This is a genomic window from Pseudomonas sp. AC247 (assembly GCF_979258015.1).
This window is the reverse complement of record NZ_OZ409829.1, coordinates 3,931,836-3,954,299: the sequence shown is the minus strand read 5'-3', so window position 1 is coordinate 3,954,299 and position 22,464 is coordinate 3,931,836. Positions and strand designations below refer to the sequence as shown.

Genomic DNA, 22,464 nt, shown 5'->3' with positions numbered 1-22,464 from the left:
ACAGGGGATTTTTGTTGTTGATTAGATTGCGGCCTTACCGACTGATGCGCCGCCATCGACAAACAAGGTTTGCCCGGTGATGAAGCCGCTCTGCTCGGAAAGCAGAAACGCAATCGCCGAGGCAATTTCCTCCGGCTGCCCCAGCCGCCCCATCGGCACCCCGGCCAGATAGCGTGCCTCACCCTCGCTGCCCGGCGGATTGTTGGCGCGAAACAGCTCCGTCTCGGTCGGCCCCGGTGCCACCGCGTTCACGGTGATCCCGGTCTGCGCCAGTTCCAGCGCCCATGAGCGGGTGAAGCTGACCAACGCCGCTTTCGCCGCTGCGTACGCCGTGCGCTGAGTAATGCCCAACACCGTCAGGCTGGAGATATTCACCACCCGACCCCAACCGCGCGTACGCATCCCCGGCAACAACGCCTGCGTCGCCTGCAACGCCGAATGCAGATTCAGCCGCATCACGTCATCGAAGGCGTCCAGATCGATATCACCCAACGCCTGCGGTCGCACCAGCCCGACATTGTTCACCAGCCCGTCGAACTCATACGTGCGCGCCAGTTCCGCGAGCACTTCGCCGGTCAGCTTGCGATCGCTCAGGTCCAGCGGAAACAGAATCCCCGGAAAGCTCAAATCCGGCTGGCGAGCAATCCCCACCACGCGATGCCCGGCGCGGTCGAGATGTTCGGCCAGCGCCCGGCCAATGCCTTTGCTGGCGCCGGTGATGAGGAAGGTACGTCGGGTCATGGCAACTCCAGGGTAAGGCCGGTCATCGATTCAGCCGCGCAATGCATCCAGCATCGCTTCAGGCTCGGGACGCTGAGTGTAATCCGGGTTGACCTCGGCGTAACGAATCACGCCGTCCTGACCGATCACATAACGCGCCGGCATCGGCAAGGTCCAGGCTGGATCGTCGTTGAAGGTCGGCAGGTCGTTGCGCAGATTTTTGTACAGCTCGATCAAATAGTCTGGCAGTTCAAAGCGCAACCCGAAGGCTGCCGCGACGTCATTGCGCGGATCGCTGAGGATCGGGAATTGCAGTTCGTTGATCCGTTGCGACTTGCGGCTGTTGGCGGCGATCTGCGGTGAAATCGCCAGCAGGCTTGCCTCGGCGTCCCGAATCGCCGGCAGAAAAGCCTGTAATGCCTGCAACTCCATGTTGCAGTACGGGCACCAGACGCCACGATAAAACGTCAGCACCAACGGCCCTTGTGCCAGCCTGTCGGCAGACGAGACGGTATTGCCCTCGGGGTCCTTGAGGGTGAACAGCGGTGCGATGTCGCCGACTTTCAAGGCACGACTGGCGGCACCCGAGGCGATCAATTCAGCGGTGGCGCGCTCCATCACCGGGTGGATGTTGGCCGGGGCGTTGAAAGGTGGTTTGCCGGCCTTGAAGTCAGCTTTGAAGGCATCGAGTTTTGCTTGCAGGGTCATGGTCGAAAGTCCTGAAGAAGCGCCGGTAGTGGCTGGGTTCAAGAGTGACCGTCAGGCGCGCGCGGGGGAACGCTGGTGCGTGGCATAGCATTCATGCTGGCGGGGAATGGGTGGGCTCATCACATGCTGTACAACAACCGAACATCGTTCTGAATACTTTCTGTGTAGTTATGCACGAAGTTAAGTACCTGTAGGAGTGAGCCTGCTCGCGATAGCGTAGTGTCAGTCAAAGATCCATTGACTGACACTACGCTATCGCGAGCAGGCTCACTCCTACGGGGGCCATTCTTCTTCGGCAGTCCCGTCAGCCTTTGACGCTTTACGCCGTCGCCAATGAACCACGCTGGGAAGCACTCAAGAACCGCAACAACGCCAACAGCGGAAACACACTCCCGACAATCACGATCCACAACCAGCCGCCGTGTTCGTACACCGCACTGGCCACCGAGGAGCCGAAGGCGCCGCCGATAAAGATGCTGGTCATGTACAGCGCGTTCAGACGGCCACGGCTTTTTGCGTCCAGCGAGTAGACCGCGCGCTGGCCAAGGACCATGTTCATCTGCACGCAGAAGTCGAGCACTACACCGGTTACGGCCAGACCGATGACGCTGTAGGCCGGATGAATGAAGGCGGGCAAAAAGCTCAGGCTGGCGAAGACCATGGCCAGCAACGAAGCGATGCGAGTGTGGCCGGCGTCGGCCAGGCGTCCGCTGATCGGCGCGGCAATGGCACCGATGGCGCCGACCAGGGCAAAAATCGCGATCTCGCTTTGCGACAGGCCATGGTTACGCGCCAGTTCCAGCGGCACGGCGGTCCAGAACAGGCTGAAGGTTGCGAACATGCAGCCCTGATAAAACGCACGCTGACGCAGTACCGGTTGCTGGCGCAACAGCGTCCACAGCGAGCCGAGCAGTTGGCCATAGGTGGCGCTGTGATCCGGCTGGCGCTTGGGCACAGTCAGCGCCAGCACCACGCTGATCGCCGCCATCAGTGCAGCAGCAATCATGAACATCGCCCGCCAGCCTAAATGGTCGGCCACCACACTGGAAACGGGTCGCGCCAGCAAAATGCCCAGCAACAAACCGCCCATGATCCCGCCAACCACGCGGCCACGGGATTCCTCCGGAGCAAGGTGCGCCGCCAAAGGAATCAGAATCTGCACCGACACCGAACTGAACCCCACCAACAACGAGATCAGCAAAAACACATTGGGTTGATCGGTAAACGCCGCCGCCAGCAGGCTGGCAATCGCCACCACGGTGGTGATGATCATTAGCCGGCGGTTCTCCAGTAGATCGCCCAGCGGTACCAGAAAGAACAGGCCCAGCGCATAACCGATCTGCGTCAGCGAGACGATGAAGCTGGCCATGGTGTCGCTCAGGCCGATGTCCGGCGCGATCAGACCGATGATCGGCTGTGCGTAGTAAATGTTGGCAACAATGGCGCCGCAGCAGAAGGCGAACAGCAGCACCATGCCTCGGGTCATTGCGTGAGTGGTGGTGGTCATAAGGTTTCTCGATCCAGCGAAAGGGAATGCGCTGAGGCTATGGGACAAACCGGGCGGGTAGAAGACGCCGTCGGTTGATATCAGTTATTCCGTTGCGGAATGAACAGGAGCACTCGGCAAGTCATCCATCGGCGGACCTTGCGTCCGACCGTTGAGGGTCGATGATACATTCACTTACATCCTGTTCGATAGCGTGCTTATGTTTGCATTGGTTTGTTCAACATTCATGACCGGAGGATTGCAATGTTTCGTCAGCAGCTTCGCCACACCGCAACGATTGTCCTGATCAGCCTGCTGGGCGCGACGAGCGTGCAGGCCGCCGATGCACCGGGCATGCGCCTCGGTGTGCGCGGCGAGATCACCGGGGTCAGTGCCGACAGCTTGAAAGTCCACGTCAACAGCGGCGAGAACGTGGTGATCCAGTTGACCGGCGACACCAAGGTTCGCGCCGTCACTCTGGGCAATATCGAAGACATCAAACCCGGCAGTTACATTGGTTCGGCGGCAATGCCCCAGGAAGATGGCACGCTCAAGGCGCTGGAAGTGCATGTGTTTCCGCCGGAATTGGCCGGAAGTGGCGATGGTCATCGGCCGTTCGATCTGGCCAAGGGCAGCAGCATGACCAATGGCAGCGTCGGCGATCTGGTGGTGAGCAACGGGCGGGTGCTGACGGTGAACTACAAGGGCGGGCAACAGAAGATCCTGGTGCCGGAGGATGTGCCGATCGTCAATCTGACGCCGGGCGACAGAAGCTTGCTGAAGGTAGGGGTGAAGATCGTCACCTTCGTCACACAAAGCGCGGAAGGCACGCTGACAGCGCAATCGATCTCCGCCGGCAAGGACGGCGTCACCCCACCGATGTAATCGCCTAAACACAATCCCCCTGTAGGAGCTGCCGAAGGCTGCGATCTGTTGATCTTGAGCTGTTAACAACAAAGATCAAAAGATCGCAGCCTGCGGCAGCTCCTACAGGGGATCAGGTGTTACTGGCCGGTATAGATCTGATCGAAGACACCGCCGTCATTGAAGTGAGTCTTTTGCACGGTGCGCCAGTCGCCGAAGGTCTTTTCTACGGACAGAAAATCAACTTTCGGGAAACGATCGGTGTACTTCGCCAGCACTGCCGGATCACGCGGACGCAGGTAGTTTGCCGCCGCAATCTCCTGACCTTCCGGCGACCACAGGTACTTCAGATATTCATCCGCCGCCGCGCGCGAACCTTTCTTGTCGACGACTTTATCGACCACCGACACCGGCGGCTCAGCCTCGGCCGAGACGCTCGGGTAGATCACTTCAAACTGATCACGACCGAACTCGCGGGCAATCATTTCCGCTTCGTTTTCGAAGGTCACCAGCACGTCGCCGATCTGGTTGGTCATGAACGTGGTGGTCGCGGCGCGGCCACCGGTGTCCAGCACCGGCGCTTGCTTGAACAGTTTGCCGACGAAATCCTTGGCTTTGTTCTCGTCACCGCCATTTTTCAGTACATAACCCCAGGCCGACAGGTAGGTGTAGCGGCCGTTACCCGAGGTTTTCGGGTTGGGCACGATCACTTGCACGCCATCCTTGAGCAGATCCGGCCAGTCTTTCAGGGTTTTCGGGTTGCCTTTGCGGACGATGAACACGGTGGCGGAGGTGAATGGCGCGCTGTTGTTCGGCAGACGGGTGACCCAGTTCTCAGGCACCAGTTTGCCGTTGTCGGCGAGGGCGTTGATGTCGGTGGCCATGTTCATGGTGATGACGTCAGCCGGCAGGCCGTCGATCACCGAACGCGCTTGCTTGCTCGAACCGCCGAAGGACATCTGCACAGTGATGTTTTCGTTGTGCTCGGCTTGCCAGTGTTTCTGGAACGCAGTGTTGTAGTCCTTGTAGAAATCGCGCATCACGTCGTAGGAAACGTTGAGCAGCGTCGGGGCTGCCTGAGCGATGTTAGCCAAGGCCAGGCCGGCGGCGAGAAGTGAGGCGCCAAAGAGTTTTTTCACTGCGCATTCCTTGTTATCTATTTATGTAGGAGCTGCCGAAGGCTGCGATCTTTTGATCTTGATCTTATAAAAAAAAGATCAAAAGATCGCAGCCTTCGGCAGCTCCTACAGGGGGGGTGATGTTCAATTGCCACTGACTATAACGGGGCACGCATAGTCGTTTAAAGATTAAAAAGCTCTTTGCTTATTCCAGTTTTTTGAACAGCGCATTACCGCAGCGCGAGCAGAACGCCGCGCCATGTTCGTGGCTGTTTTTCTTGCACACCGGGCAGTCATGTTGCAGCTGTTCGCCGCGCATGGCGTTGGCCAGTTCGGCGGTGAAAATCCCCGTCGGCACGGCGATGATCGAGTAACCGGTGATCATCACCAGCGACGAAATGACCTGGCCCAGCGGCGTCTTCGGCACGATGTCGCCGAAGCCCACGGTGGTCAACGTGACGATAGCCCAATAGATGCCTTTGGGAATGCTGGTGAAGCCATGCTCCGGGCCTTCGATCACGTACATCAACGTGCCAAACACCGTCACCAGCGTGCAGACGCTGACCAGAAACACGACGATTTTCTGCTTGCTGCCGCGCAGCGCCGACATCAAATAGTTGGCTTGCTTGAGGTACGGGCTGAGCTTGAGCACGCGGAAAATCCGCAGCATGCGGATGATCCGAATGATCAGCAGGTACTGCGCATCGCTGTAATACAGGGCAAGGATACCGGGCACGATCGCCAGCAAATCCACCAGCCCGTAAAAGCTGAAGGCATAGCGTAGCGGCTTCGGTGAGCAGTACAGGCGCAGGATGTACTCGCCGAGAAAGATGATCGTGAAGCCCCACTCGATGTAGGCCAGCACGTCGGCGTAGTTGCGGTGAATGCTGTCGATGCTGTCGAGCATCACGATCACCAGGCTGGCGAGGATGATCAACAGCAAGATGCCGTCGAAGCGACGCCCGGCGCGGGTGTCGCTCTGGAAAATCATCACGTAAAGCCGTTCGCGCCAACTGTTGCTGCTGTCCATGGAAAATGCCTGAATCGAAGATCAGCGCAGCCTAGGTTGATTCTCCCCATGAGCGCAAGGCGCATGCTCGACCGGGGTTTTGCCGAGCATCTGGATGCCGGCGCGGATCAGCCAGCCGGCGAGGATGAACGGCGCGGTCAAAGTGGCCAGGCCGATGGCGGCAAACAGCGGCGTCACCAGCAACGCGAGAACGATGCCGAGTAGCGGCAGCCACGGTTGTTGGCGTTGGCTGCTGAAGGCGAGGGCGGCCAGTACGGCGTTGTAGCTGCCCAGGCCTGAAAGCGCAGCGCTGGTTTCGTGGTGCAGCAGGCTGGAACCGAGGCCAATCGCCGAGGCCAGCAGTGCCCAGCCAAAGGCGCGGCGATCGGCGATCAGCAAACCGATCGCGATCAATGCGCCGGCCAGTGGATGACCGAGGAACATTACCTGGCCCAAACCACGCAGTTCGGCGGCGAGCAGGTTCCACGTGTTCATCTCGATAGGCGCCATCGGCGCCGACGGTTCGGCGAACAGCAGCAATACCCAACTCATGGCCACGAACGGCGAGGTGTAGGCCGGAATCGATCGGCTGCTGTAAACATGTTTGAGCCATTGCTGTGTGACCATCGCACTCAAACCGCCAGCGGCGAGAATCAGTGGTGGCAGCATTGGCGACCACGGGAAATACAGGCTCAGCAGCAAGCCGAGCAAGATGCCGTTGTAGCTGAACAACCCGGCCTGACGATCAGCCTTGGCGTAGTTGCGCCGTTGCGCGGTGAGCAAGCCGGCGACGGCACCGAGCAGCGCACCGGCGAACAGCACCGGCGCGGTCAGCAGGATCGCCAACAGGCACAGCAGGCCGCACAGCGGATGGCGCTGGAGGAATATTTGACTGAAACCGTTGAGTAAAGCCTCGGCCCAGTCGGGGCAGTGGGTGTTGAAATGATTGGCAGGCATGTTGAGAAAATCTGGGCAGTTGATCGTTCCCACGCTCTGCGTGGGAATGCCTCAAAGGACGCTCTGCGTCTGCTCTTGGGACGCAGAGCGTCCCGGGCCGCATTCCCACGCAGAGCGTGGGAACGATCATGGTGGGCGGTTAAATCAATGTTTCGATACGCAGCGAGTTAGTCGATCCAGGCTGACCAAACGGCACGCCGGCGGTGATCAGCAGCGTGTCACCACGTTCGGCCATGCCTTGGGCCTGGGCGATTTCCAGTGCGGTTGAGCAGACTTCGTCAACCTGACGCAGGCGATCGTTGACCACCGAATGAATGCCCCACGCCACGCTCAAACGACGCGCGGTTTGCAGGTTCGGCGTGAGGTTGAGGATCGGCGCTTTCGGCCGTTCCCGCGCGGCACGCAAACTTGAGGTGCCCGACTCGCTGTAGTTGACCAGCACCGCCACCGGCAGCACGTTGCTGATGCGACGAATCGCGCAGCTGATCGCATCGGAAACAGTCGCTTCCGCCTTCGGCCGGCTGACGTCGAGCTGAGTCTGATAGTCCGGGCCGTTCTCTACCTGGCGGATGATCTTGCTCATCATCTGCACGGCTTCCAGCGGGTACTCGCCGGACGCAGTTTCTGCCGACAGCATCACCGCGTCAGCGCCTTCGGCCACGGCGTTGGCGACGTCAGTCACCTCGGCGCGGGTCGGGGCAGGGGAGAAGCGCATCGACTCGAGCATCTGCGTCGCGACCACCACCGGTTTGCCCAGTTCGCGGCAGGTAGTGATGATATTTTTCTGGATCTGCGGCACGCTCTCGGCCGGCACTTCGACGCCGAGGTCACCGCGAGCCACCATGATCGCGTCACTCAATTCAGCGATTTCGCGCAGTTGTTCAACGGCGGAAGGCTTTTCGATTTTCGCCATCAGAAAGGCTTTGTCGCCGATCAGTGCGCGGGCTTCGATGATGTCCTGCGGACGCTGCACAAACGACAGCGCGACCCAGTCCACACCCAGCTCCAGACCGAAGCTCAAATCACGGCGATCCTTGGCGGTCAGCGGGCTGAGGTCGAGCACGGCTTGCGGCACGTTCACACCTTTGCGATCCGACAGTTCACCGCCATTGAGCACGGTGGTGTCGATCGCGTCGGCGTATTTGCTGACCACGCGCAGACGCAATTTGCCGTCGTCGAGCAGCAGATCCATGCCCGCTTCCAGCGCTTCGATGATTTCCGGATGCGGCAGATTGACCCGGCGCTCATCGCCCGGCGTTGCGTCCAGATCGAGACGGAAGGCCTGACCACGATGCAGTTGCACCTTGCCGTCAGCGAACTTGCCGACGCGCAGTTTCGGCCCCTGCAAGTCCATCAGAATGCCCAGCGGGTAGTTGAGCTGGCGCTCGACTTCGCGGATCCACTGATAGCGCTTGGCGTGGTCGGCGTGATCGCCGTGGCTGAAGTTCAGGCGGAAGATATTCACCCCGGCCTCGACCAGTTCGCGGATGTCTTCGATGCCATCGACAGCAGGCCCGAGGGTGGCGAGGATTTTGACCTTTTTATCAGGCGTCATGATTTGCAGCTCTCAAGGATCAGAATGGCGCGGAAGTCGTTGACGTTGGTGCGGGTCGGCTCGGTGACGATCAGCGCATCGAGCGCCGAGAAATAGCCGTAGCCGTTGTTGTTATCCAGCTCGTCGCTGGCGCTCAAACCGAGGGCGGCGGCGCGGGCGTAGCTGTCCGGGGTCATGATCGCGCCGGCGTTGTCTTCCGAGCCGTCGATGCCGTCGGTGTCACCGGCCAGGGCATAGACGCCCGGCTGGCCTTTGAGATTTTCGGTCAGGCTCAGAAGGAATTCGGCGTTGCGTCCGCCACGGCCATTGCCGCGCACGGTCACGGTGGTTTCGCCACCGGACAAAATCACGCACGGCGCTGCCAATGGCTGGCCATGGTTGATGATCTGGCGAGCGATGCCGGCGTGGACTTTCGCCACTTCGCGCGACTCACCTTCGAGGTCGCCGAGGATCAGCGTGCTGAACCCGGCCTGACGGCATTTCACTGCCGCCGCGTCCAGCGATTGTTGAGGACGGGCGACCAATTGGAAGTGGCTGCGCGCAAGACTCGGATCACCGGGTTTGACGGTTTCCGACTCTGGGCTTTGCAACCAGTTGCGCACGGAAACGGGAATCTCGATGCCGTAGCGTTTGATGATCGCCAGCGCTTCGGCGGAGGTGCTTGGATCGGCCACGGTCGGGCCGGAAGCGATGACCGTGGCGAGGTCGCCCGGCACATCGGAAATCGCGTAGGTGTAAACAGTGGCAGGCCAGCAGGCCTTGCCGAGACGGCCGCCCTTGATCGCCGAGAGGTGCTTGCGCACGCAGTTCATCTCGCCGATGGTCGCGCCGGATTTGAGTAGGGCTTTGTTGATCGATTGCTTGTCGGCGAGGGTGATGCCTTCGGCCGGCAATGCGAGCAGGGCAGAACCACCGCCGGAGAGCAGGAAGATTACGCGGTCGTCCTCGGTCAGGTTGCTGACCAGTTCGAGCACGCGTTTGGCCACGGCCAGACCGGCAGCGTCCGGCACCGGATGCGCGGCTTCGACCACTTCGATTTTTTCGCAGGGGGCGCCGTGACCGTAACGGGTCACCACCAGGCCAGACACGTCACCTTCCCAGCAATTCTCGACCACTTGCGCCATGGCCGCGGCGGCTTTGCCGGCACCGATGACGATCACCCGGCCAGTACGATCGGCAGGCAGATGGGCTTCGAGGACTTGGTTCGGATGGGCCGCGTCGATGGCTGTGGCAAACAGCTCGCGCAGCAGTTGTTGCGGATCGACCGACATGGCGGGCTCCCAATCTTATTGTTCTTGGTTAATGCTGATGATCGTTCCCACGCTCTGCGTGGGAATGCCTCAATGGACGCTCTGCGTCCGCTTCGGCAGGGACGCGGAGCGTCCCGGGCTGCATTCCCACGCAGAGCGTGGGAACGAGCGACGGGGCAGGGCTTATTTGTTGTCGCGGATCGAGAAGTTGGCCATGTGTTCCAGACCTTTGATCAACGCCGAGTGATCCCAGTTGCTGCCACCGATTGCTGCGCAGGTGCTGAACACTTGCTGGGCGTTGGCGGTGTTTGGCAGGTTGATGTTCAGCTCTTTGGCGCCTTGCAGGGCCAGGTTCAGGTCTTTCTGGTGCAGGCTGATGCGGAAGCCTGGATCGAAAGTGCCTTTGATCATGCGCTCGCCGTGCACTTCAAGGATCTTCGAGGACGCGAAACCACCCATCAGTGCTTCACGCACCTTGGCCGGATCAGCACCGTTTTTCGAAGCGAACAGCAGGGCTTCAGCGACGGCCTGAATGTTCAGGGCGACGATGATCTGGTTGGCGACTTTGGCGGTTTGACCGTCGCCATTGCCACCGACCAGGGTGATGTTCTTGCCCATGGCCTGGAACAGCGGCAGGGCGCGTTCGAAGGCATCGGCGTCGCCACCGATCATGATGCTCAGGGTCGCGGCCTTGGCGCCGACTTCACCACCGGATACCGGTGCGTCGAGGTATTGCGCGCCTTTCTCGTTGATCTTCGCCGCGAACGCCTTGGTGGCGGTCGGCGAGATCGAGCTCATGTCGATAACGATTTTGCCTTTGCTCAGGCCAGCGGCAACGCCGTCAGCGCGGAACAGTACGTCGTCGACCTGTGGGGTATCCGGCACCATGACGATGATAAATTCAGCTTCCTGCGCGACTTCGCGCGGGTTGGCCAGGGCGACGGCGCCAGCGGCAACCAGATCAGCAGGAGCGGCGTCGTGGTGCGCCGACAGGAACAGGCTGTGACCGGCTTTCTGCAGGTTCGAAGCCATTGGGTGGCCCATGATGCCGGTGCCGATAAATCCGATTTTAGCCATGAGAAAATCCTCTTGTTTTTGTCTTTCCCCTGTAGGAGCTGCCGAAGGCTGCGATCTTTTGATCTTGATCTTCAAAATAACAAGATCAAAAGATCGCAGCCTGCGGCAGCTCCTACAGGGTCATGTGTTTGTCAGATTGCGTTGTGCGACTTCAACCAGCCCAGGCCCGCTTCAGTGGTGGTCAGCGGTTTGTACTCGCAACCGACCCAACCCTGATAACCGATGCGATCCAGGTGTTCGAACAGGAAGCGGTAGTTGATCTCACCGGTGCCTGGTTCGTTGCGCCCCGGGTTGTCCGCGAGCTGCACATGGTTGATCTCGCCCAGGTGCGATTGCAGGGTGCGGGCCAGATCGCCTTCCATGATTTGCATGTGATAGATGTCGTATTGCAGGAACAGATTGGCGCTGCCGACCTGTTCGCGAATCGACAGGGCTTGCGCCGTGTTGTTCAGGTAGAAACCCGGGATGTCGCGGGTGTTGATCGCTTCCATCACCAGTTTGATGCCCGCCGCTTGCAGCTTGTCGGCCGCGTATTTCAGGTTGGCAACGAAGGTTTTTTCCACGGTGACATCGTCAACGCCTTGTGGACGGATACCGGCCAGGCAGTTGATCTGGGTGTTGCCCAGCACTTGTGCGTAAGCAATCGCCAGATCGACACCGGCGCGGAACTCTTCGACCCGATCCGGCAGGCAGGCGATACCGCGCTCGCCCTTGGCCCAGTCACCGGCCGGCAGGTTGAACAGCACTTGGGTCAGACCGTTGGCGTCGAGCTTGGCCTTGATTTCGGCAGAGCTGAAATCGTACGGGAACAGGTACTCGACACCGCTGAAACCAGCCTTGGCGGCGGCGTCGAAACGGGCAAGGAAATCCTGTTCGGTGAACAGCATGGACAGGTTGGCTGCGAAACGCGGCATGGTGGTCTCCCGTTCTAGATTCTCGTTCCCACGCTCTGCGTGGGAATGCCTCAATGGACGCTCTGCGTCCGCTTTGGGACGCAGAGCGTCCCGGGCTGCGTTCCCACGCAGAGCGTGGGAACGATCAGCGGTCAGCAGTTAATCAAGCAGCGAAATCGCAGTTGGCGCATCGTTGCCGACCAGCGCCAGGTCTTCGAATTCGTTGACGGCGTTGATCTCGGTACCCATGGAGATGTTGGTCACACGCTCCAGAATGATCTCGACGATGACCGGCACCTTGAACTCTTCGATCATCTGTTCGGCCTTGCGCAGGGCAGGGGCGATTTCCGATGGCTCGAACACACGCAGCGCTTTACAGCCAAGGCCTTCAGCCACTGCGACGTGGTCAACACCGTAACCGTTGAGTTCCGGCGCGTTCAGGTTATCGAAGGACAGCTGCACGCAGTAGTCCATTTCGAACCCGCGCTGTGCCTGACGGATCAGACCCAGGTACGAGTTGTTCACCACGACGTGGATGTACGGCAGTTTGAACTGAGCGCCGACCGCCAGTTCTTCGATCATGAACTGGAAGTCATAGTCCCCCGACAGGGCCACGACTTTGCGGTTCGGATCGGCCTTCACCACGCCCAGCGCTGCCGGAATGGTCCAGCCCAACGGGCCTGCCTGGCCGCAGTTGATCCAGTGACGCGGCTTGTAGACGTGCAGGAACTGCGCGCCGGCAATCTGCGACAGACCAATGGTGCTGACGTAGCAGGTGTCCTTGCCGAACACCTGGTTCATTTCTTCGTAAACGCGCTGTGGTTTCACCGGCACGTTGTCGAAGTGGGTTTTGCGATGCAGGCTGGCTTTACGCTGCTGGCAGTCTTGCAGCCAGGCGCTGCGATTTTTCAGTTTGCCGGCGGCTTGCCATTCACGAGCGACTTCGATGAACACGGTCAGTGCTGCAGCGGCGTCGGAAACGATGCCCAGATCCGGCGTGAACACACGACCGATCTGCGTGCCTTCGATGTCGACGTGAATGAACTTGCGGCCTTCGGTGTAAACGTCAACCGAACCGGTGTGGCGGTTGGCCCAACGGTTACCGATCCCCAACACCACGTCGGATTTCAGCATGGTGGCGTTGCCGTAACGGTGCGAAGTCTGCAGACCGACCATGCCGACCATCAATGGGTGATCGTCCGGGATGGTGCCCCAGCCCATCAGGGTAGGGATCACCGGGATGCCGGTCAGCTCAGCGAATTCAACCAGCAGATCGCTGGCGTCGGCGTTGATGATGCCGCCGCCGGCAACCAGCAATGGACGCTCGGCCTGATCGAGCAAAGCCAACGCTTTCTCGACCTGAACGCGGGTAGCGGTCGGTTTGGCCAATGGCAGCGGCTGGTAAGCGTCGATGTCGAATTCGATTTCGGCCATCTGCACGTCGAACGGCAGGTCGATCAGCACTGGGCCTGGACGGCCGGAACGCATCTCGAAGAACGCTTTCTGGAACGCGTAAGGCACTTGGCCCGGTTCCAGAACAGTGGTCGCCCACTTGGTGACTGGCTTGACGATGCTGGTGATGTCGACAGCCTGGAAGTCTTCCTTGTGCATACGGGCGCGGGGTGCCTGGCCGGTAATGCAGAGGATTGGAATCGAGTCGGCCGAGGCGCTGTAGAGCCCGGTGACCATGTCGGTACCGGCAGGGCCGGAAGTACCGATGCACACGCCGATGTTGCCGGCCTTGGTGCGGGTGTAGCCCTCGGCCATGTGCGAGGCGCCTTCAACGTGGCGAGCAAGGACGTGATCGATGCCACCGACTTTTTGCAAGGCGGAGTACAGCGGGTTGATGGCAGCGCCCGGGATGCCAAAAGCGGTATCAACCCCTTCACGGCGCATCACCAGAACGGCGGCTTCGATTGCTCTCATTTTGCTCATGGTTTTGTGCCTCTTTACGTTTTGTAATTGTATACAAGTGGCTTTGCGCAGAGTGTATTCACGGCGGACGGCGCAGGTCAATCCATTTTCTCAAGCGCCTGTTTCATTCGTCGGAAGCCTGCCTGACTGTGGCTTTTCGTCGCATGTGGCGCTTTTAGAGAATTATTGTATACAAAAAAATAACTCATTGTGTTCTATTTGTTGCATCGGGCTGCGGCAGAAAAGCGCAGCCCCACGACTTTCCCAATAACAAAATGAGGACGGCACCATGAGCGCTTTAACCTTGAAAGTCGCAGTCAAGCTGGTCAACGAAGCCATCAACGCCGGGCGCGGTATCAACGCCGCGCCGCTGACCATCGCGGTACTCGATACCGGCGGCCACCTGATCACCCTGCAACGTGAAGACGGCGCCAGCCTGCTGCGCCCGGATATCGCCATCGGCAAAGCCTGGGGCGCGATTGCCCTGGGTAAAGGCTCGCGCCTGCTCGCACTCGACGCGCAACAACGCCCGGCCTTTATTGCTGCACTGAACAGCATGGGTCAGGGCAGCGTCGTGCCGGCACCGGGCGGTGTGTTGATTCGGGATCAGGCAGGCAATGTGCTGGGAGCGATCGGCATCAGCGGCGATCTGTCGGACATCGATGAGCAAGTCGCCATTAAAGCGGTGGAGGCGCTGGAGCTGCGCGCGGATGCGGGGGTGGCGGCCTGACCGGAAAATAAATCAGCACGTCTGATGGCGTGATGATGACGAAGCGGGGCGGGGTCTATAGACTGCCGCCCCTCTCGTTTATGTATCAAGGAAGATCTGCGTGAAGACGCTATTTGCCATGACGATGGCCGCCGCCATCACCCTCTGCACGCCCGTCCTGCATGCGACGGAAACCCCCGACGCCGACGAAATCGCCTTTAACGCGCTGAGCCCGGTGGTTTCTGCACTGCTCAACGCCGACGATGTACCGGAGTTGATGGAGCGGGCCGAGAAGCTCGAAGAAACCGACACGTTGCAGGCAATTGCGGTTTACCTGGCAGCCTCCCGTGAAGATCCCAAGCAACTGCTGGCGCCTTATCAGGTGGCGGCGCTATTTGCCCGTCGTGGCGATGACCGACTGGCGCTGCGCTATCTGCAGGAGGCCGATGACCGTGGCCTGTGGTTCGGCCCGCTGCTGGCAGGGGACGAAGACTTCTCCGAGCTCCGCGACACCGCCACCTACAAATCCGTACTGGCCAGCGCGCAGCAGCGTTACAAGAAAATCGCCGAGGGTAAGGTTGGCGCGATTTCCGTGCTCAATCCGTCGGCGAAGATCCCGGTGCCCAAAGCCTGCCGCCCGGTGGTGGTGTGGCTGCACGGTTACGGCGTCAATGGCGAGCTGGATGCAGACTACCAACCGCTGGCCGACACCGGCGCAATCATTCTGGGGATCAACGGCACGCAAATGATCAACGCGGTCGACAGCTTCCGCTGGATCGGCCCCGGTTTCGAAGGCACCCATGAAGCCGTGCAGAAAGGCCTCAAAGCCCTCGAAGCCCAACAATGCATCGACCGCAAACGCGTGTTTCTGATGGGCTTCTCGCAAGGTTCGCAACACGCCGGCGCGCTGTTGGCGCAACACCCGGACGATTACGCCGGCGCACTGCTGCTGTCACCCGGCGGCAATCAACCGACGCCCACCGAAAGCAAGGCGCGCGGCAAGCGTGTGTTTGTCATCAATGGCAAAAAAGAAGGGCCGGGCAATCTACAGATGAGCGCCGATTTTCGCCAATTGTTCAGCGACGGCAACGAGGTCAAGTCCCGCACCCACGAGGCCGGGCACACCTTCCCGGACGACTGGAGCACCTCGCTGCCGCAGGCGTTGCGCTGGTTGATGGGGGAGGAGGTTTGAGATTTTTATCCGTGAGGTCTTGCGGCGCCTGAAGAAGAGTCATCGCGAGCAGGCTCACTCCTACAAGGGTCGTGTTTTGACACAAATTCTCTAAACACCACAAACCCTATGTAGGAGTGAGCCTGCTCGCGATAGCTACCTTCCAGACACATCCCGCCAAAAGTCCGCCCACACAAGCGAATCCACAGAACTAGCCTTTCATGACCTGTTCATGGAGGGCAAAGGAATGCCGGATTTACCCGCTGCACACCGATTGCGATTCGGACGCTACGCCGAAGCCAGTCGCATTTATCTGCTAACGACCAATACCTACCAGAGAAGACCCGTCTTCAGGGATTTCACCTTGGGCAGACTGGTCGTCGATCAATTTCGCAATTCACAGAATTCTGGCTTGGCCAACTCAATGGCCTGGGTGGTTATGCCGGATCACTTTCACTGGCTGATCGAGTTGCAGCAGGGAAACTTGAGTCAGCTGATGCAGAAGACCAAGTCACTGAGTGCTAAAGCGGTAAGGCAGGCTACTGGCGATAGCAACCCTCTCTGGCAGCGAGGCTTTCATGACCGGGCACTGCGGCGGGAGGAGGACTTGGTCAAAGTTGCGCGGTATGTTGTGGCCAACCCATTGCGGGCGGGTTTGGTGCAGAAGCTTGGCGATTATCCGCTGTGGGATGCCATTTGGGTTTGAGCTGAAACCGTGGCGCCTTGATCGCGAGCAGGCTCACTCCTACATTTGGAATGCGTTCCCCTGTAGGAGTGAGCCTGCTCGCGATAGCATCACCGCGGTCTTACTGATCCGGCTCACACCCCTTCAGCACCAACCGGATAATCGTCTGTGCCGCCGCCTCGTAATCCGCCTCGTCCAGCTTGTCCTTGCCGGTCACAGCAGAAATCTGCCAGTCAAAGTCGGCGTAGGTCTGGGTCGCCGCCCAGATGCTGAACATCAGGTGATTAGGGTCGATCGGGGCGATTTGCCCGCGGTCGATCCAGCTCTGGATGCAGTCGATGTTGTGCTTGGCCTGGCCGTTGAGCTGCTCGACCAGGTCGGCGCTCAGGTGCGGGGCGCCGTGCATGATTTCGCTGGCGAACACTTTCGAGGCGAACGGCAGGTCGCGGGAGATGCGGATCTTCGAGCGGATGTAACCGCTCAGCACTTCGCTCGGTACACCGTCCGGATTGAACGGGGTCGAGGCCTGCAGAATCGGCACGATGATGCTTTCCAATACCTCGCGGTAAAGGTTTTCCTTGGACTTGAAGTAGTAGTAGACGTTGGGCTTGGGCAATCCCGCCTTGGCGGCGATGTCGCTGGTTTTGGTCGCAGCGAAGCCCTTGTCGGCAAACTCCTCACTGGCGGCACGCAGGATCAGTTCTTTGTTGCGCTCGCGGATTGTGCTCATAAACCCGGTGGTTCCTTGCCTGTTCTGGCGGTTGCGCATGGTAGCACCGGCCTCGCGCAGCGCTCAAGAATGCCCCGTGTGGTCTGTGGTCGCGTTATGCTTCGCAACATTCATACATAGAAGGAAACAGGATTCATGGCAGGAAGCAGTTTGCTGGTGCTGATCGACGATATCGCCACCGTTCTGGACGACGTTGCCTTGATGACCAAGATGGCCGCCAAGAAGACCGCCGGTGTGCTCGGTGACGATCTGGCGCTCAATGCCCAGCAAGTCTCCGGCGTGCGTGCCGAGCGGGAAATTCCCGTGGTCTGGGCGGTGGCCAAGGGCTCGTTCGTCAACAAACTGATCCTCGTGCCGTCGGCGCTGGCAATCAGTGCGTTCGTGCCGTGGCTGGTGACACCGCTGTTGATGGTCGGCGGTGCGTACCTGTGTTTCGAAGGGTTCGAGAAGCTCGCGCACAAGTTTTTGCACAGCGAAGCTGAAGACGAGGCCGGGCATGTGCAACTGACTGAGGCCGTGGCCGATCCGGCGACCGATCTGGTGGCGTATGAAAAGGACAAGATCAAAGGCGCAATCCGCACCGACTTCATTCTTTCAGCGGAAATCATCGCGATTACGCTCGGCACTGTGGCGGACGCTTCGCTGACTCAGCAAGTGATCGTGATGTCTGGCATCGCCATTGTCATGACGGTCGGTGTTTACGGTCTGGTGGCGGGCATCGTCAAACTCGACGACCTCGGCCTGTGGTTGACGCAGAAGCCTGGGCAGATGGCCAAAAAGATTGGCAGCGGCATTCTCAGCGCTGCGCCGTACATGATGAAAACCTTGTCGGTGGTCGGTACAGCGGCGATGTTCCTGGTCGGCGGCGGCATCCTGACTCACGGCGTGCCGGTGCTGCATCACTGGATTGAAGGCGTTGGTGCGGCGGCCGGCAGTGTCGGGTTTGCGGTGCCGATGTTGCTCAACGGTGTCGCGGGGATCATCGCTGGCGCGGTGGTGTTGGCGGTGGTTTCCGTTGTCGGCAAAATCTGGAAATCTGTTAAGGGCTAAAAGATCGCAGCCTTCGGCAGCTCCTACATGGGCATCGCGCACCCCCTGTAGGAGCTGCCGCAGGCTGCGATCCCTTGATCTAAAAAAGGGGCCATTCGACTCGCATCGAATGGCCCCTTTGTGTGTCTGCCGAAAACTATTCGGCGATCTGCAGCTTGCGTGCTTCGGTGTACACGTAACGCACTTTCTCGTACTCGAACGGCGAATTCATCTGGCCGTAGCGGAAGCTGGTCTGATAGCGCTTGTCGACTGCGCGCAACGCCCAGACTTCCGGATGGTTGGAGCTGACTTCCGACACATTGAGGAAGTTGATCGCCGATTCGGCGGTGTAGTCCACGGCCAGGCCGGCGGTGTCGCGGATGTTCGACGGGCCGAAGATCGGCAAGACGAAGTAGGCGCCACCGGGTACACCGTAGAAGCCCAGGGTCTGGCCGAAGTCTTCGCTTTGGCGCGGCAGGCCCATCGCCGTGGCCGGATCCCACAAACCGGCGATGCCGATGGTGGTGTTGAGCAGCAGGCGCGCGGTGGTTTCCATCGAGCGCTGACCCTTGAACTGCAACAGGCTGTTGACCAGGTTGGGCACATCGCCGAGGTTGTTGAAGAAGTTGCTCACACCGGTGCGCAGGAAGCTTGGCGTGATGTAGCGATAGCCATCGACCACCGGCAGGAACACCCATTGGTCGAAGCGGTAGTTGAAGTGGTAAACCCGACGGTTCCACGATTCCAGCGGATCGTAGACGTTCAGCGCGTTGAGCGTCGAGCGCTCGAATTCGCGCTGATCCAGCCCCGGGTTGAATTTGAGTTTGGACAGAGGCTCTTTGAAGCCATCACTGTCGACCACCACCGGCGCGTTGGCTTTACTGTTGTCGGCCTGGGCCACGCCTGCGCAGAGGAGCGCTGCCATCAGCAGGAGATATTTAGCCACGGAAGAACTCCAGCATAGCGTCGCTGTTGACGCGGTAGTTAAGGTTGCCGCAGTGGCCGCCCAGTGGGTAAACGGTCAGGCGATCACCGAAGGTCTTGCGCAGGAAACCGAGGTCGCCCGGGCCGAGGATGACGTCGTCGGCGTTGTGCATCACGGCGATTTTCGGGCTGTCGTGCAGGTAATCCTTGAGTGCATACAGGCTGACCTGATCGATCAGTTGCAGCAGGCTGCCGCCGTCGGTGCGGGCGCGCCACATCGGAATCACTTGATCGGTCAGGTAGCAGTCGAAGTCGCACTGCAGCGCACGCTTGAGGAACGGCGTGAGGCTGGTGCCTTCGGTGATCGGAAATTTCGGTGGCGTGATCAGGCCGCGACGGTTGATCAGGTCGGACGTGAACGCGATGTCGGCCGCCGAGAAGCGGAACGAGGTGCCGATCAGCATCGCCATCTGTTCGTTGGTCAGATGTTGCTTGGACTGTTGGAAGTCATAAAGCAGCGCATCATTGAGGTCGATGTAGCCTTTCTGCTGGAAGTAACGGGTCAACTTGCTCAGCACCAATTCATAGAAGGTGGTGCTGTTGTTGATGCCTTTAACTTCGGTTTGTACCAACTTGTCGAGGTTGGTCACCGAGGTGTAGAGGTTCACCGGTGGGTTGAGCAGCAGGACTTTCTTGAAGTTGAAGCTGCGACGGGTCTCGTCCAAGTGCGCAACGAAGGCGGCATCCAGCGCGCCGAGGCTGTACCCGGTCAGGTAATACTCGGTGACCGGCACTTTCGGATTCTGTGCGCGCACGGCTTGCATCACCCGGTACATGTCTTCGGCGTCTTCCTTGGTCACGCCCGGGGTGGCGAAGCGCGAGGCGGCGCTGATGAAGTCGAAACTGGTCGGCGAGGACAACTGCACGACGTGGTAGCCGGCCTTGTAGTAGAGCTTTTTCAGGTATTCGTTGAGCGTGCTGTCATAGCGCGCGCCAGTGCCGGCGATCAGGAAGATCAGCGGTGCCGGTTTGTCCTGAGTGGCGATCCGGTAGGTGAGTTTCTTCACTGCCCAGAAATTGTCCGGCAGGATGAACTCGCGCTCCGGGCGCAACGTCAGGCTGCGATCCGACTGGTTGATGTCGTCGTCCAGCGGCAATTCCGGGCGCAAGTCCGGCGGGGTCGTGGCGATGGTCGCCTCGAACGGGTTGGTCAGGGGATAGCCATAACTGGCGGCATCGATGTCCACCGCCAGTGCGGACGCACTCAAAATAAGGCCGCTGAACAGCGCGGCGAAGCGCAAGGAACGGAGCATGACTAGATCCCTTAGAGGAAGGTGCCGAATGAAGTTCGCAGGCTATGACCACCGGGTTTGCGCCAAAGTGCCATGCATCGGCACCAAACAGGCAGAATTCGGAGTAATAGTAGCTGGACGATACACTTTGCACCGCATCAATGAACAGTTAAGTGTTGTTAGCGCTTGCACACCGCTGGCGGCAGATTAAGCTGGCCGCCGATTTCCCATGTTTGGAGTGCTTCATGTCCCGCCGCTTGCCCGTGATTCTGCTGCTCGTTCTGTTGCCGTTGTGGCTGGCTGCCAGTTATGCCGCGCGGTATGGCTTTATGGAGGACGGCAAGTGGGTGGGCATTTGCGTGGATGAGGCTAGCCGCTGGGAATGCCAGTTGCGTTCCAACCTTGGGCTGATGATTCACTTCAAGGTGCTGGGCTGGACCGCGCTCGGCGCGGCGCTGATCGGTTTTGTCGTGCCCGGGCGGGCAGGCTGGTGGCTGGCGGTGCTGGCGCTGGTGTTCGGGGTGCCGGCGCTGGCGTTGTACAACACCACTTTAGCGGTGTTTGCGTTAGTGATTGCCGGGTTGCGGTTGGTCAGAGCGTAAAAGATCGCAGCCTGCGGCAGCTCCTACAGGGTGTACGCCATCCCCATGTAGGAGCTGCCGAAGGCTGCGATCCTTTGATCTTCAGCCCTGGCGAACGCGCAGGCAGCGCCAAAGGGCTGCGACCATCAACACGCTGACCAACGCCCAGCCCCACGCCTGCTGATTCTGCAAGCCTTCCTGATACAACTGCGGCGCAATCCCCACACCGACAATAAAGGTCAGCAGAGCGATCTCGCGACGCGGCACGCGTACCGGTCGGCACAGGTAAACCAGCGCCGGCAGCACAAACGCCATGCTCGCAAAGCTGCGATAACGCGGGTCAAAAACCATCTCGAGCATCATCACGGCAGCGGCAAAACCTGCCGCCGCGACCAGCCAGCCTGCACGTCGCTCGAGCACATTGAACGCACGCTCACGCCAGCCCGTGCGTGCGCTCAGCGTCAGTGCGGCATGCGCCAATACCAGCAGATTCAACGCCGTCAGCAAGCCGACCCACAACCATTCGCTGGCAAACCGTGTAGTCACCCGCGCCAGATCACCCCAGGCGCCAATCGAGCAAGCGGCGAGGGCGCCCAACAGCGGCAACACCAGTGCCGAACGCGTGGTGCGAACGCGCCCGCCAAGGATCAGCGTGCTAAGGAAAATCAAACCACCGACTGCCAGCCATTCTTTCCAGAACGGCACATTGGTCACGGGGCCGGCGAGCACGCCCTTGTCCTGACGATCCGCATCGAACAGTCCCCAGTAGCCACCGACCGCGCCTTCACTCGCCCGTTTCCAGGGCTGATCAAAGGCTTCGATCAGGTTGTAATGCCAGCCTTCCTTCTCGGCCATGGCGACAAAACCGCGAATGAACTTGGCTTCGTTGACCCGGCTCGGCAGGGCGGTTTCACGCTGGCGGCCTTCGCTTGGCCAGCCGGTCTCGCCGATCATCACGTCTTTGGGGGCGAATTTGTTGCCGAAGACCTGACGCACCTCTGCCACGTGGTGCAGGGCGGCATCGATGTTCGAGGGATCATCTTCCCAATACGGCAGCAAATGAATGGTCAGGAAATCCACTGCCGGCGCGACTTCCGGATGCTTGAGCCAGAACTCCCAGACATCGGCGTAGGTGACCGGTTGCTTGATCTGGCTCTTGACCTTGGTGATCAGTCGGACCAGTTGCGCGCCGGTGACTTCCTTGCGCAGCAACGCTTCGTTGCCGACGATCACCGCGCTGACCACGTCCGGGTTGGCGTTGGCCGATTTGATCAGCAGCTCGACTTCCTTCTCCGTATCGACCGGGTTGCTGTTGATCCAGGCGCCGATCATCAACTTTAGTCCGTGTTTGCGCGCCAGATCCGGCAGCGCTTCAAGGCCGGTCATTGAATAGGTGCGGATGCATTCAAAGCGGGTCGCCAATAACGCGAGGTCGGCGTCCATGCGCTCGGGGCGCAGTTTGAACGGTACGTCGAACGGCGATTGGTCTTTGTCGAACGGCGTATAGGACGCGCATTGCAGCTTGTGCGTCGGCGTCGCGGCGTCCGGCAGGATCACCGGTTTACCGAGGCCGTACCAGAAGCCGCCGAGGGCAAACAGGCCCAGCAGGCAGGCAAATAAATAAGCAGGGAAGGGGAAGCGGGACGTCGCGGACATGGTCGGGCCGAGTGGCTGCAAAGCGACGCATGTTACCTGCATTTATCCGGGGTTGGTGGCTCGCATCATTTGCACATGCAAAGTTCGGGCGGATTGTCTGGCGTCAATTATTCAGAGGCGATTAATGGCCTTCTGA

The 22,464-nt window shown here is 59.8% G+C and carries 21 protein-coding genes; 6 read left to right on the top strand and 15 right to left on the bottom strand.

From position 1 onward, the window contains the following. Positions 1-21: 21 nt before the first annotated feature. The 3 genes from ACZZ0B_RS17825 to ACZZ0B_RS17815 form a co-directional block, all read right to left on the bottom strand. Entirely contained in the window at positions 22-741 is a 720-nt protein-coding gene (locus ACZZ0B_RS17825) for an SDR family oxidoreductase (RefSeq protein ID WP_158830027.1), read from the bottom strand. Positions 742-771: 30 nt separating this feature from the next. Further along, positions 772-1,428, bottom strand: coding sequence for a peroxiredoxin-like family protein (locus ACZZ0B_RS17820; protein WP_463545893.1), 657 nt, complete (start codon positions 1,426-1,428; stop codon positions 772-774). A gap of 319 nt (positions 1,429-1,747) precedes the next feature. Beyond that, a complete protein-coding gene (locus ACZZ0B_RS17815; RefSeq protein WP_463545892.1) occupies positions 1,748-2,935 on the bottom strand; it encodes an MFS transporter in 1,188 nt (395 codons plus the stop codon). Positions 2,936-3,178: 243 nt separating this feature from the next. Between ACZZ0B_RS17815 and ACZZ0B_RS17810 the strand changes: the two genes are divergently transcribed. Continuing rightward, positions 3,179-3,799, top strand: a complete 621-nt coding sequence (locus tag ACZZ0B_RS17810) for a hypothetical protein (protein ID WP_008083494.1) — start codon at positions 3,179-3,181, stop codon at positions 3,797-3,799. Positions 3,800-3,918: 119 nt separating this feature from the next. Here the strand turns inward: ACZZ0B_RS17810 and ACZZ0B_RS17805 are convergent, their stop codons facing one another. The 8 genes from ACZZ0B_RS17805 to gcl form a co-directional block, all read right to left on the bottom strand. Beyond that, positions 3,919-4,917 (bottom strand): sulfate ABC transporter substrate-binding protein, encoded by a 999-nt coding sequence (locus ACZZ0B_RS17805; RefSeq protein WP_463545891.1) that lies wholly within the window; start codon positions 4,915-4,917, stop codon positions 3,919-3,921. A gap of 184 nt (positions 4,918-5,101) precedes the next feature. After that, complete coding sequence (locus ACZZ0B_RS17800) at positions 5,102-5,926, bottom strand: ion transporter (protein WP_158834503.1); 825 nt, start codon at positions 5,924-5,926, stop codon at positions 5,102-5,104. Between the two features lie 21 nt (positions 5,927-5,947). Continuing rightward, positions 5,948-6,862: an urea transporter gene (locus ACZZ0B_RS17795; RefSeq protein ID WP_463545890.1), complete on the bottom strand. Its 915-nt coding sequence runs from the start codon at positions 6,860-6,862 to the stop codon at positions 5,948-5,950. A 139-nt stretch (positions 6,863-7,001) separates the two neighbouring features. Further along, positions 7,002-8,417, bottom strand: a complete 1,416-nt coding sequence (gene pyk / locus ACZZ0B_RS17790) for a pyruvate kinase (RefSeq protein ID WP_158834499.1) — start codon at positions 8,415-8,417, stop codon at positions 7,002-7,004. Further along, positions 8,414-9,688, bottom strand: coding sequence for a glycerate kinase type-2 family protein (locus tag ACZZ0B_RS17785; protein ID WP_463545889.1), 1,275 nt, complete (start codon positions 9,686-9,688; stop codon positions 8,414-8,416). Before ACZZ0B_RS17785 ends, pyk begins: the two co-directional genes overlap by 4 nt. 162 nt (positions 9,689-9,850) lie before the next feature. Beyond that, positions 9,851-10,744 (bottom strand): 2-hydroxy-3-oxopropionate reductase, encoded by an 894-nt coding sequence (locus ACZZ0B_RS17780; RefSeq protein WP_007919937.1) that lies wholly within the window; start codon positions 10,742-10,744, stop codon positions 9,851-9,853. A 131-nt stretch (positions 10,745-10,875) separates the two neighbouring features. Continuing rightward, on the bottom strand, positions 10,876-11,658 hold the full coding sequence (gene hyi, locus ACZZ0B_RS17775; RefSeq protein ID WP_440095753.1) for a hydroxypyruvate isomerase: 783 nt from the start codon (positions 11,656-11,658) through the stop codon (positions 10,876-10,878). A gap of 138 nt (positions 11,659-11,796) precedes the next feature. Then, entirely contained in the window at positions 11,797-13,572 is a 1,776-nt protein-coding gene (gcl, locus tag ACZZ0B_RS17770; RefSeq protein WP_008083509.1) for a glyoxylate carboligase, read from the bottom strand. Between the two features lie 268 nt (positions 13,573-13,840). Between gcl and ACZZ0B_RS17765 the strand changes: the two genes are divergently transcribed. The 3 genes from ACZZ0B_RS17765 (at position 13,841) to ACZZ0B_RS17755 (ending at position 16,137) form a co-directional block, all read left to right on the top strand. Further along, complete coding sequence (locus ACZZ0B_RS17765) at positions 13,841-14,281, top strand: GlcG/HbpS family heme-binding protein (protein ID WP_008083511.1); 441 nt, start codon at positions 13,841-13,843, stop codon at positions 14,279-14,281. 100 nt (positions 14,282-14,381) lie between these two features. After that, on the top strand, positions 14,382-15,452 hold the full coding sequence (locus tag ACZZ0B_RS17760; protein ID WP_463545888.1) for an alpha/beta hydrolase: 1,071 nt from the start codon (positions 14,382-14,384) through the stop codon (positions 15,450-15,452). A gap of 226 nt (positions 15,453-15,678) precedes the next feature. Continuing rightward, positions 15,679-16,137, top strand: coding sequence for an REP-associated tyrosine transposase (locus ACZZ0B_RS17755; RefSeq protein WP_440095750.1), 459 nt, complete (start codon positions 15,679-15,681; stop codon positions 16,135-16,137). 100 nt (positions 16,138-16,237) lie between these two features. Here ACZZ0B_RS17755 and ACZZ0B_RS17750 read toward each other — a convergent pair whose 3' ends face one another. Next, on the bottom strand, positions 16,238-16,846 hold the full coding sequence (locus tag ACZZ0B_RS17750; protein ID WP_008083515.1) for a TetR/AcrR family transcriptional regulator: 609 nt from the start codon (positions 16,844-16,846) through the stop codon (positions 16,238-16,240). 135 nt (positions 16,847-16,981) lie between these two features. Between ACZZ0B_RS17750 and ACZZ0B_RS17745 the strand changes: the two genes are divergently transcribed. Continuing rightward, a complete protein-coding gene (locus ACZZ0B_RS17745) occupies positions 16,982-17,896 on the top strand; it encodes a DUF808 domain-containing protein (protein ID WP_463545887.1) in 915 nt (304 codons plus the stop codon). 136 nt (positions 17,897-18,032) lie between these two features. On the opposite strand, the gene ACZZ0B_RS17740 is transcribed toward ACZZ0B_RS17745, so the two are convergent. After that, positions 18,033-18,821 carry an MlaA family lipoprotein gene (locus ACZZ0B_RS17740; protein ID WP_008087290.1) on the bottom strand — a complete coding sequence of 263 codons (789 nt, stop codon included), beginning with the start codon at positions 18,819-18,821 and terminating at the stop codon, positions 18,033-18,035. Beyond that, a complete protein-coding gene (locus tag ACZZ0B_RS17735; protein ID WP_158831990.1) occupies positions 18,814-20,112 on the bottom strand; it encodes a serine/threonine protein kinase in 1,299 nt (432 codons plus the stop codon). The genes ACZZ0B_RS17740 and ACZZ0B_RS17735 overlap by 8 nt, the downstream gene beginning before the upstream one ends. Positions 20,113-20,336: 224 nt before the next feature. Here ACZZ0B_RS17735 and ACZZ0B_RS17730 point away from each other — a divergent pair, with 224 nt between their 5' ends. Beyond that, positions 20,337-20,693: a hypothetical protein gene (locus ACZZ0B_RS17730; protein ID WP_440095746.1), complete on the top strand. Its 357-nt coding sequence runs from the start codon at positions 20,337-20,339 to the stop codon at positions 20,691-20,693. An 81-nt stretch (positions 20,694-20,774) separates the two neighbouring features. Here the strand turns inward: ACZZ0B_RS17730 and ACZZ0B_RS17725 are convergent, their stop codons facing one another. Next, on the bottom strand, positions 20,775-22,370 hold the full coding sequence (locus ACZZ0B_RS17725; protein WP_463545886.1) for a glycoside hydrolase family 17 protein: 1,596 nt from the start codon (positions 22,368-22,370) through the stop codon (positions 20,775-20,777). Between the last annotated feature and the right edge of the window lie 94 nt (positions 22,371-22,464).

Coding starts and splice junctions, on each gene's coding strand:
- ACZZ0B_RS17825 (WP_158830027.1), bottom strand. CDS start 741: ATGACCCGACGTACCTTCCTCATCACCGGCGCCAGCAAAGGCATTGGC.
- ACZZ0B_RS17820 (WP_463545893.1), bottom strand. CDS start 1,428: ATGACCCTGCAAGCAAAACTCGATGCCTTCAAAGCTGACTTCAAGGCC.
- ACZZ0B_RS17815 (WP_463545892.1), bottom strand. CDS start 2,935: ATGACCACCACCACTCACGCAATGACCCGAGGCATGGTGCTGCTGTTC.
- ACZZ0B_RS17810 (WP_008083494.1), top strand. CDS start 3,179: ATGTTTCGTCAGCAGCTTCGCCACACCGCAACGATTGTCCTGATCAGC.
- ACZZ0B_RS17800 (WP_158834503.1), bottom strand. CDS start 5,926: ATGGACAGCAGCAACAGTTGGCGCGAACGGCTTTACGTGATGATTTTC.
- ACZZ0B_RS17795 (WP_463545890.1), bottom strand. CDS start 6,862: ATGCCTGCCAATCATTTCAACACCCACTGCCCCGACTGGGCCGAGGCT.
- pyk (WP_158834499.1), bottom strand. CDS start 8,417: ATGACGCCTGATAAAAAGGTCAAAATCCTCGCCACCCTCGGGCCTGCT.
- ACZZ0B_RS17785 (WP_463545889.1), bottom strand. CDS start 9,688: ATGTCGGTCGATCCGCAACAACTGCTGCGCGAGCTGTTTGCCACAGCC.
- ACZZ0B_RS17780 (WP_007919937.1), bottom strand. CDS start 10,744: ATGGCTAAAATCGGATTTATCGGCACCGGCATCATGGGCCACCCAATG.
- hyi (WP_440095753.1), bottom strand. CDS start 11,658: ATGCCGCGTTTCGCAGCCAACCTGTCCATGCTGTTCACCGAACAGGAT.
- gcl (WP_008083509.1), bottom strand. CDS start 13,572: ATGAGCAAAATGAGAGCAATCGAAGCCGCCGTTCTGGTGATGCGCCGT.
- ACZZ0B_RS17765 (WP_008083511.1), top strand. CDS start 13,841: ATGAGCGCTTTAACCTTGAAAGTCGCAGTCAAGCTGGTCAACGAAGCC.
- ACZZ0B_RS17755 (WP_440095750.1), top strand. CDS start 15,679: ATGCCGGATTTACCCGCTGCACACCGATTGCGATTCGGACGCTACGCC.
- ACZZ0B_RS17750 (WP_008083515.1), bottom strand. CDS start 16,846: ATGAGCACAATCCGCGAGCGCAACAAAGAACTGATCCTGCGTGCCGCC.
- ACZZ0B_RS17745 (WP_463545887.1), top strand. CDS start 16,982: ATGGCAGGAAGCAGTTTGCTGGTGCTGATCGACGATATCGCCACCGTT.
- ACZZ0B_RS17735 (WP_158831990.1), bottom strand. CDS start 20,112: ATGCTCCGTTCCTTGCGCTTCGCCGCGCTGTTCAGCGGCCTTATTTTG.
- ACZZ0B_RS17730 (WP_440095746.1), top strand. CDS start 20,337: ATGTCCCGCCGCTTGCCCGTGATTCTGCTGCTCGTTCTGTTGCCGTTG.
- ACZZ0B_RS17725 (WP_463545886.1), bottom strand. CDS start 22,370: ATGCAGGTAACATGCGTCGCTTTGCAGCCACTCGGCCCGACCATGTCC.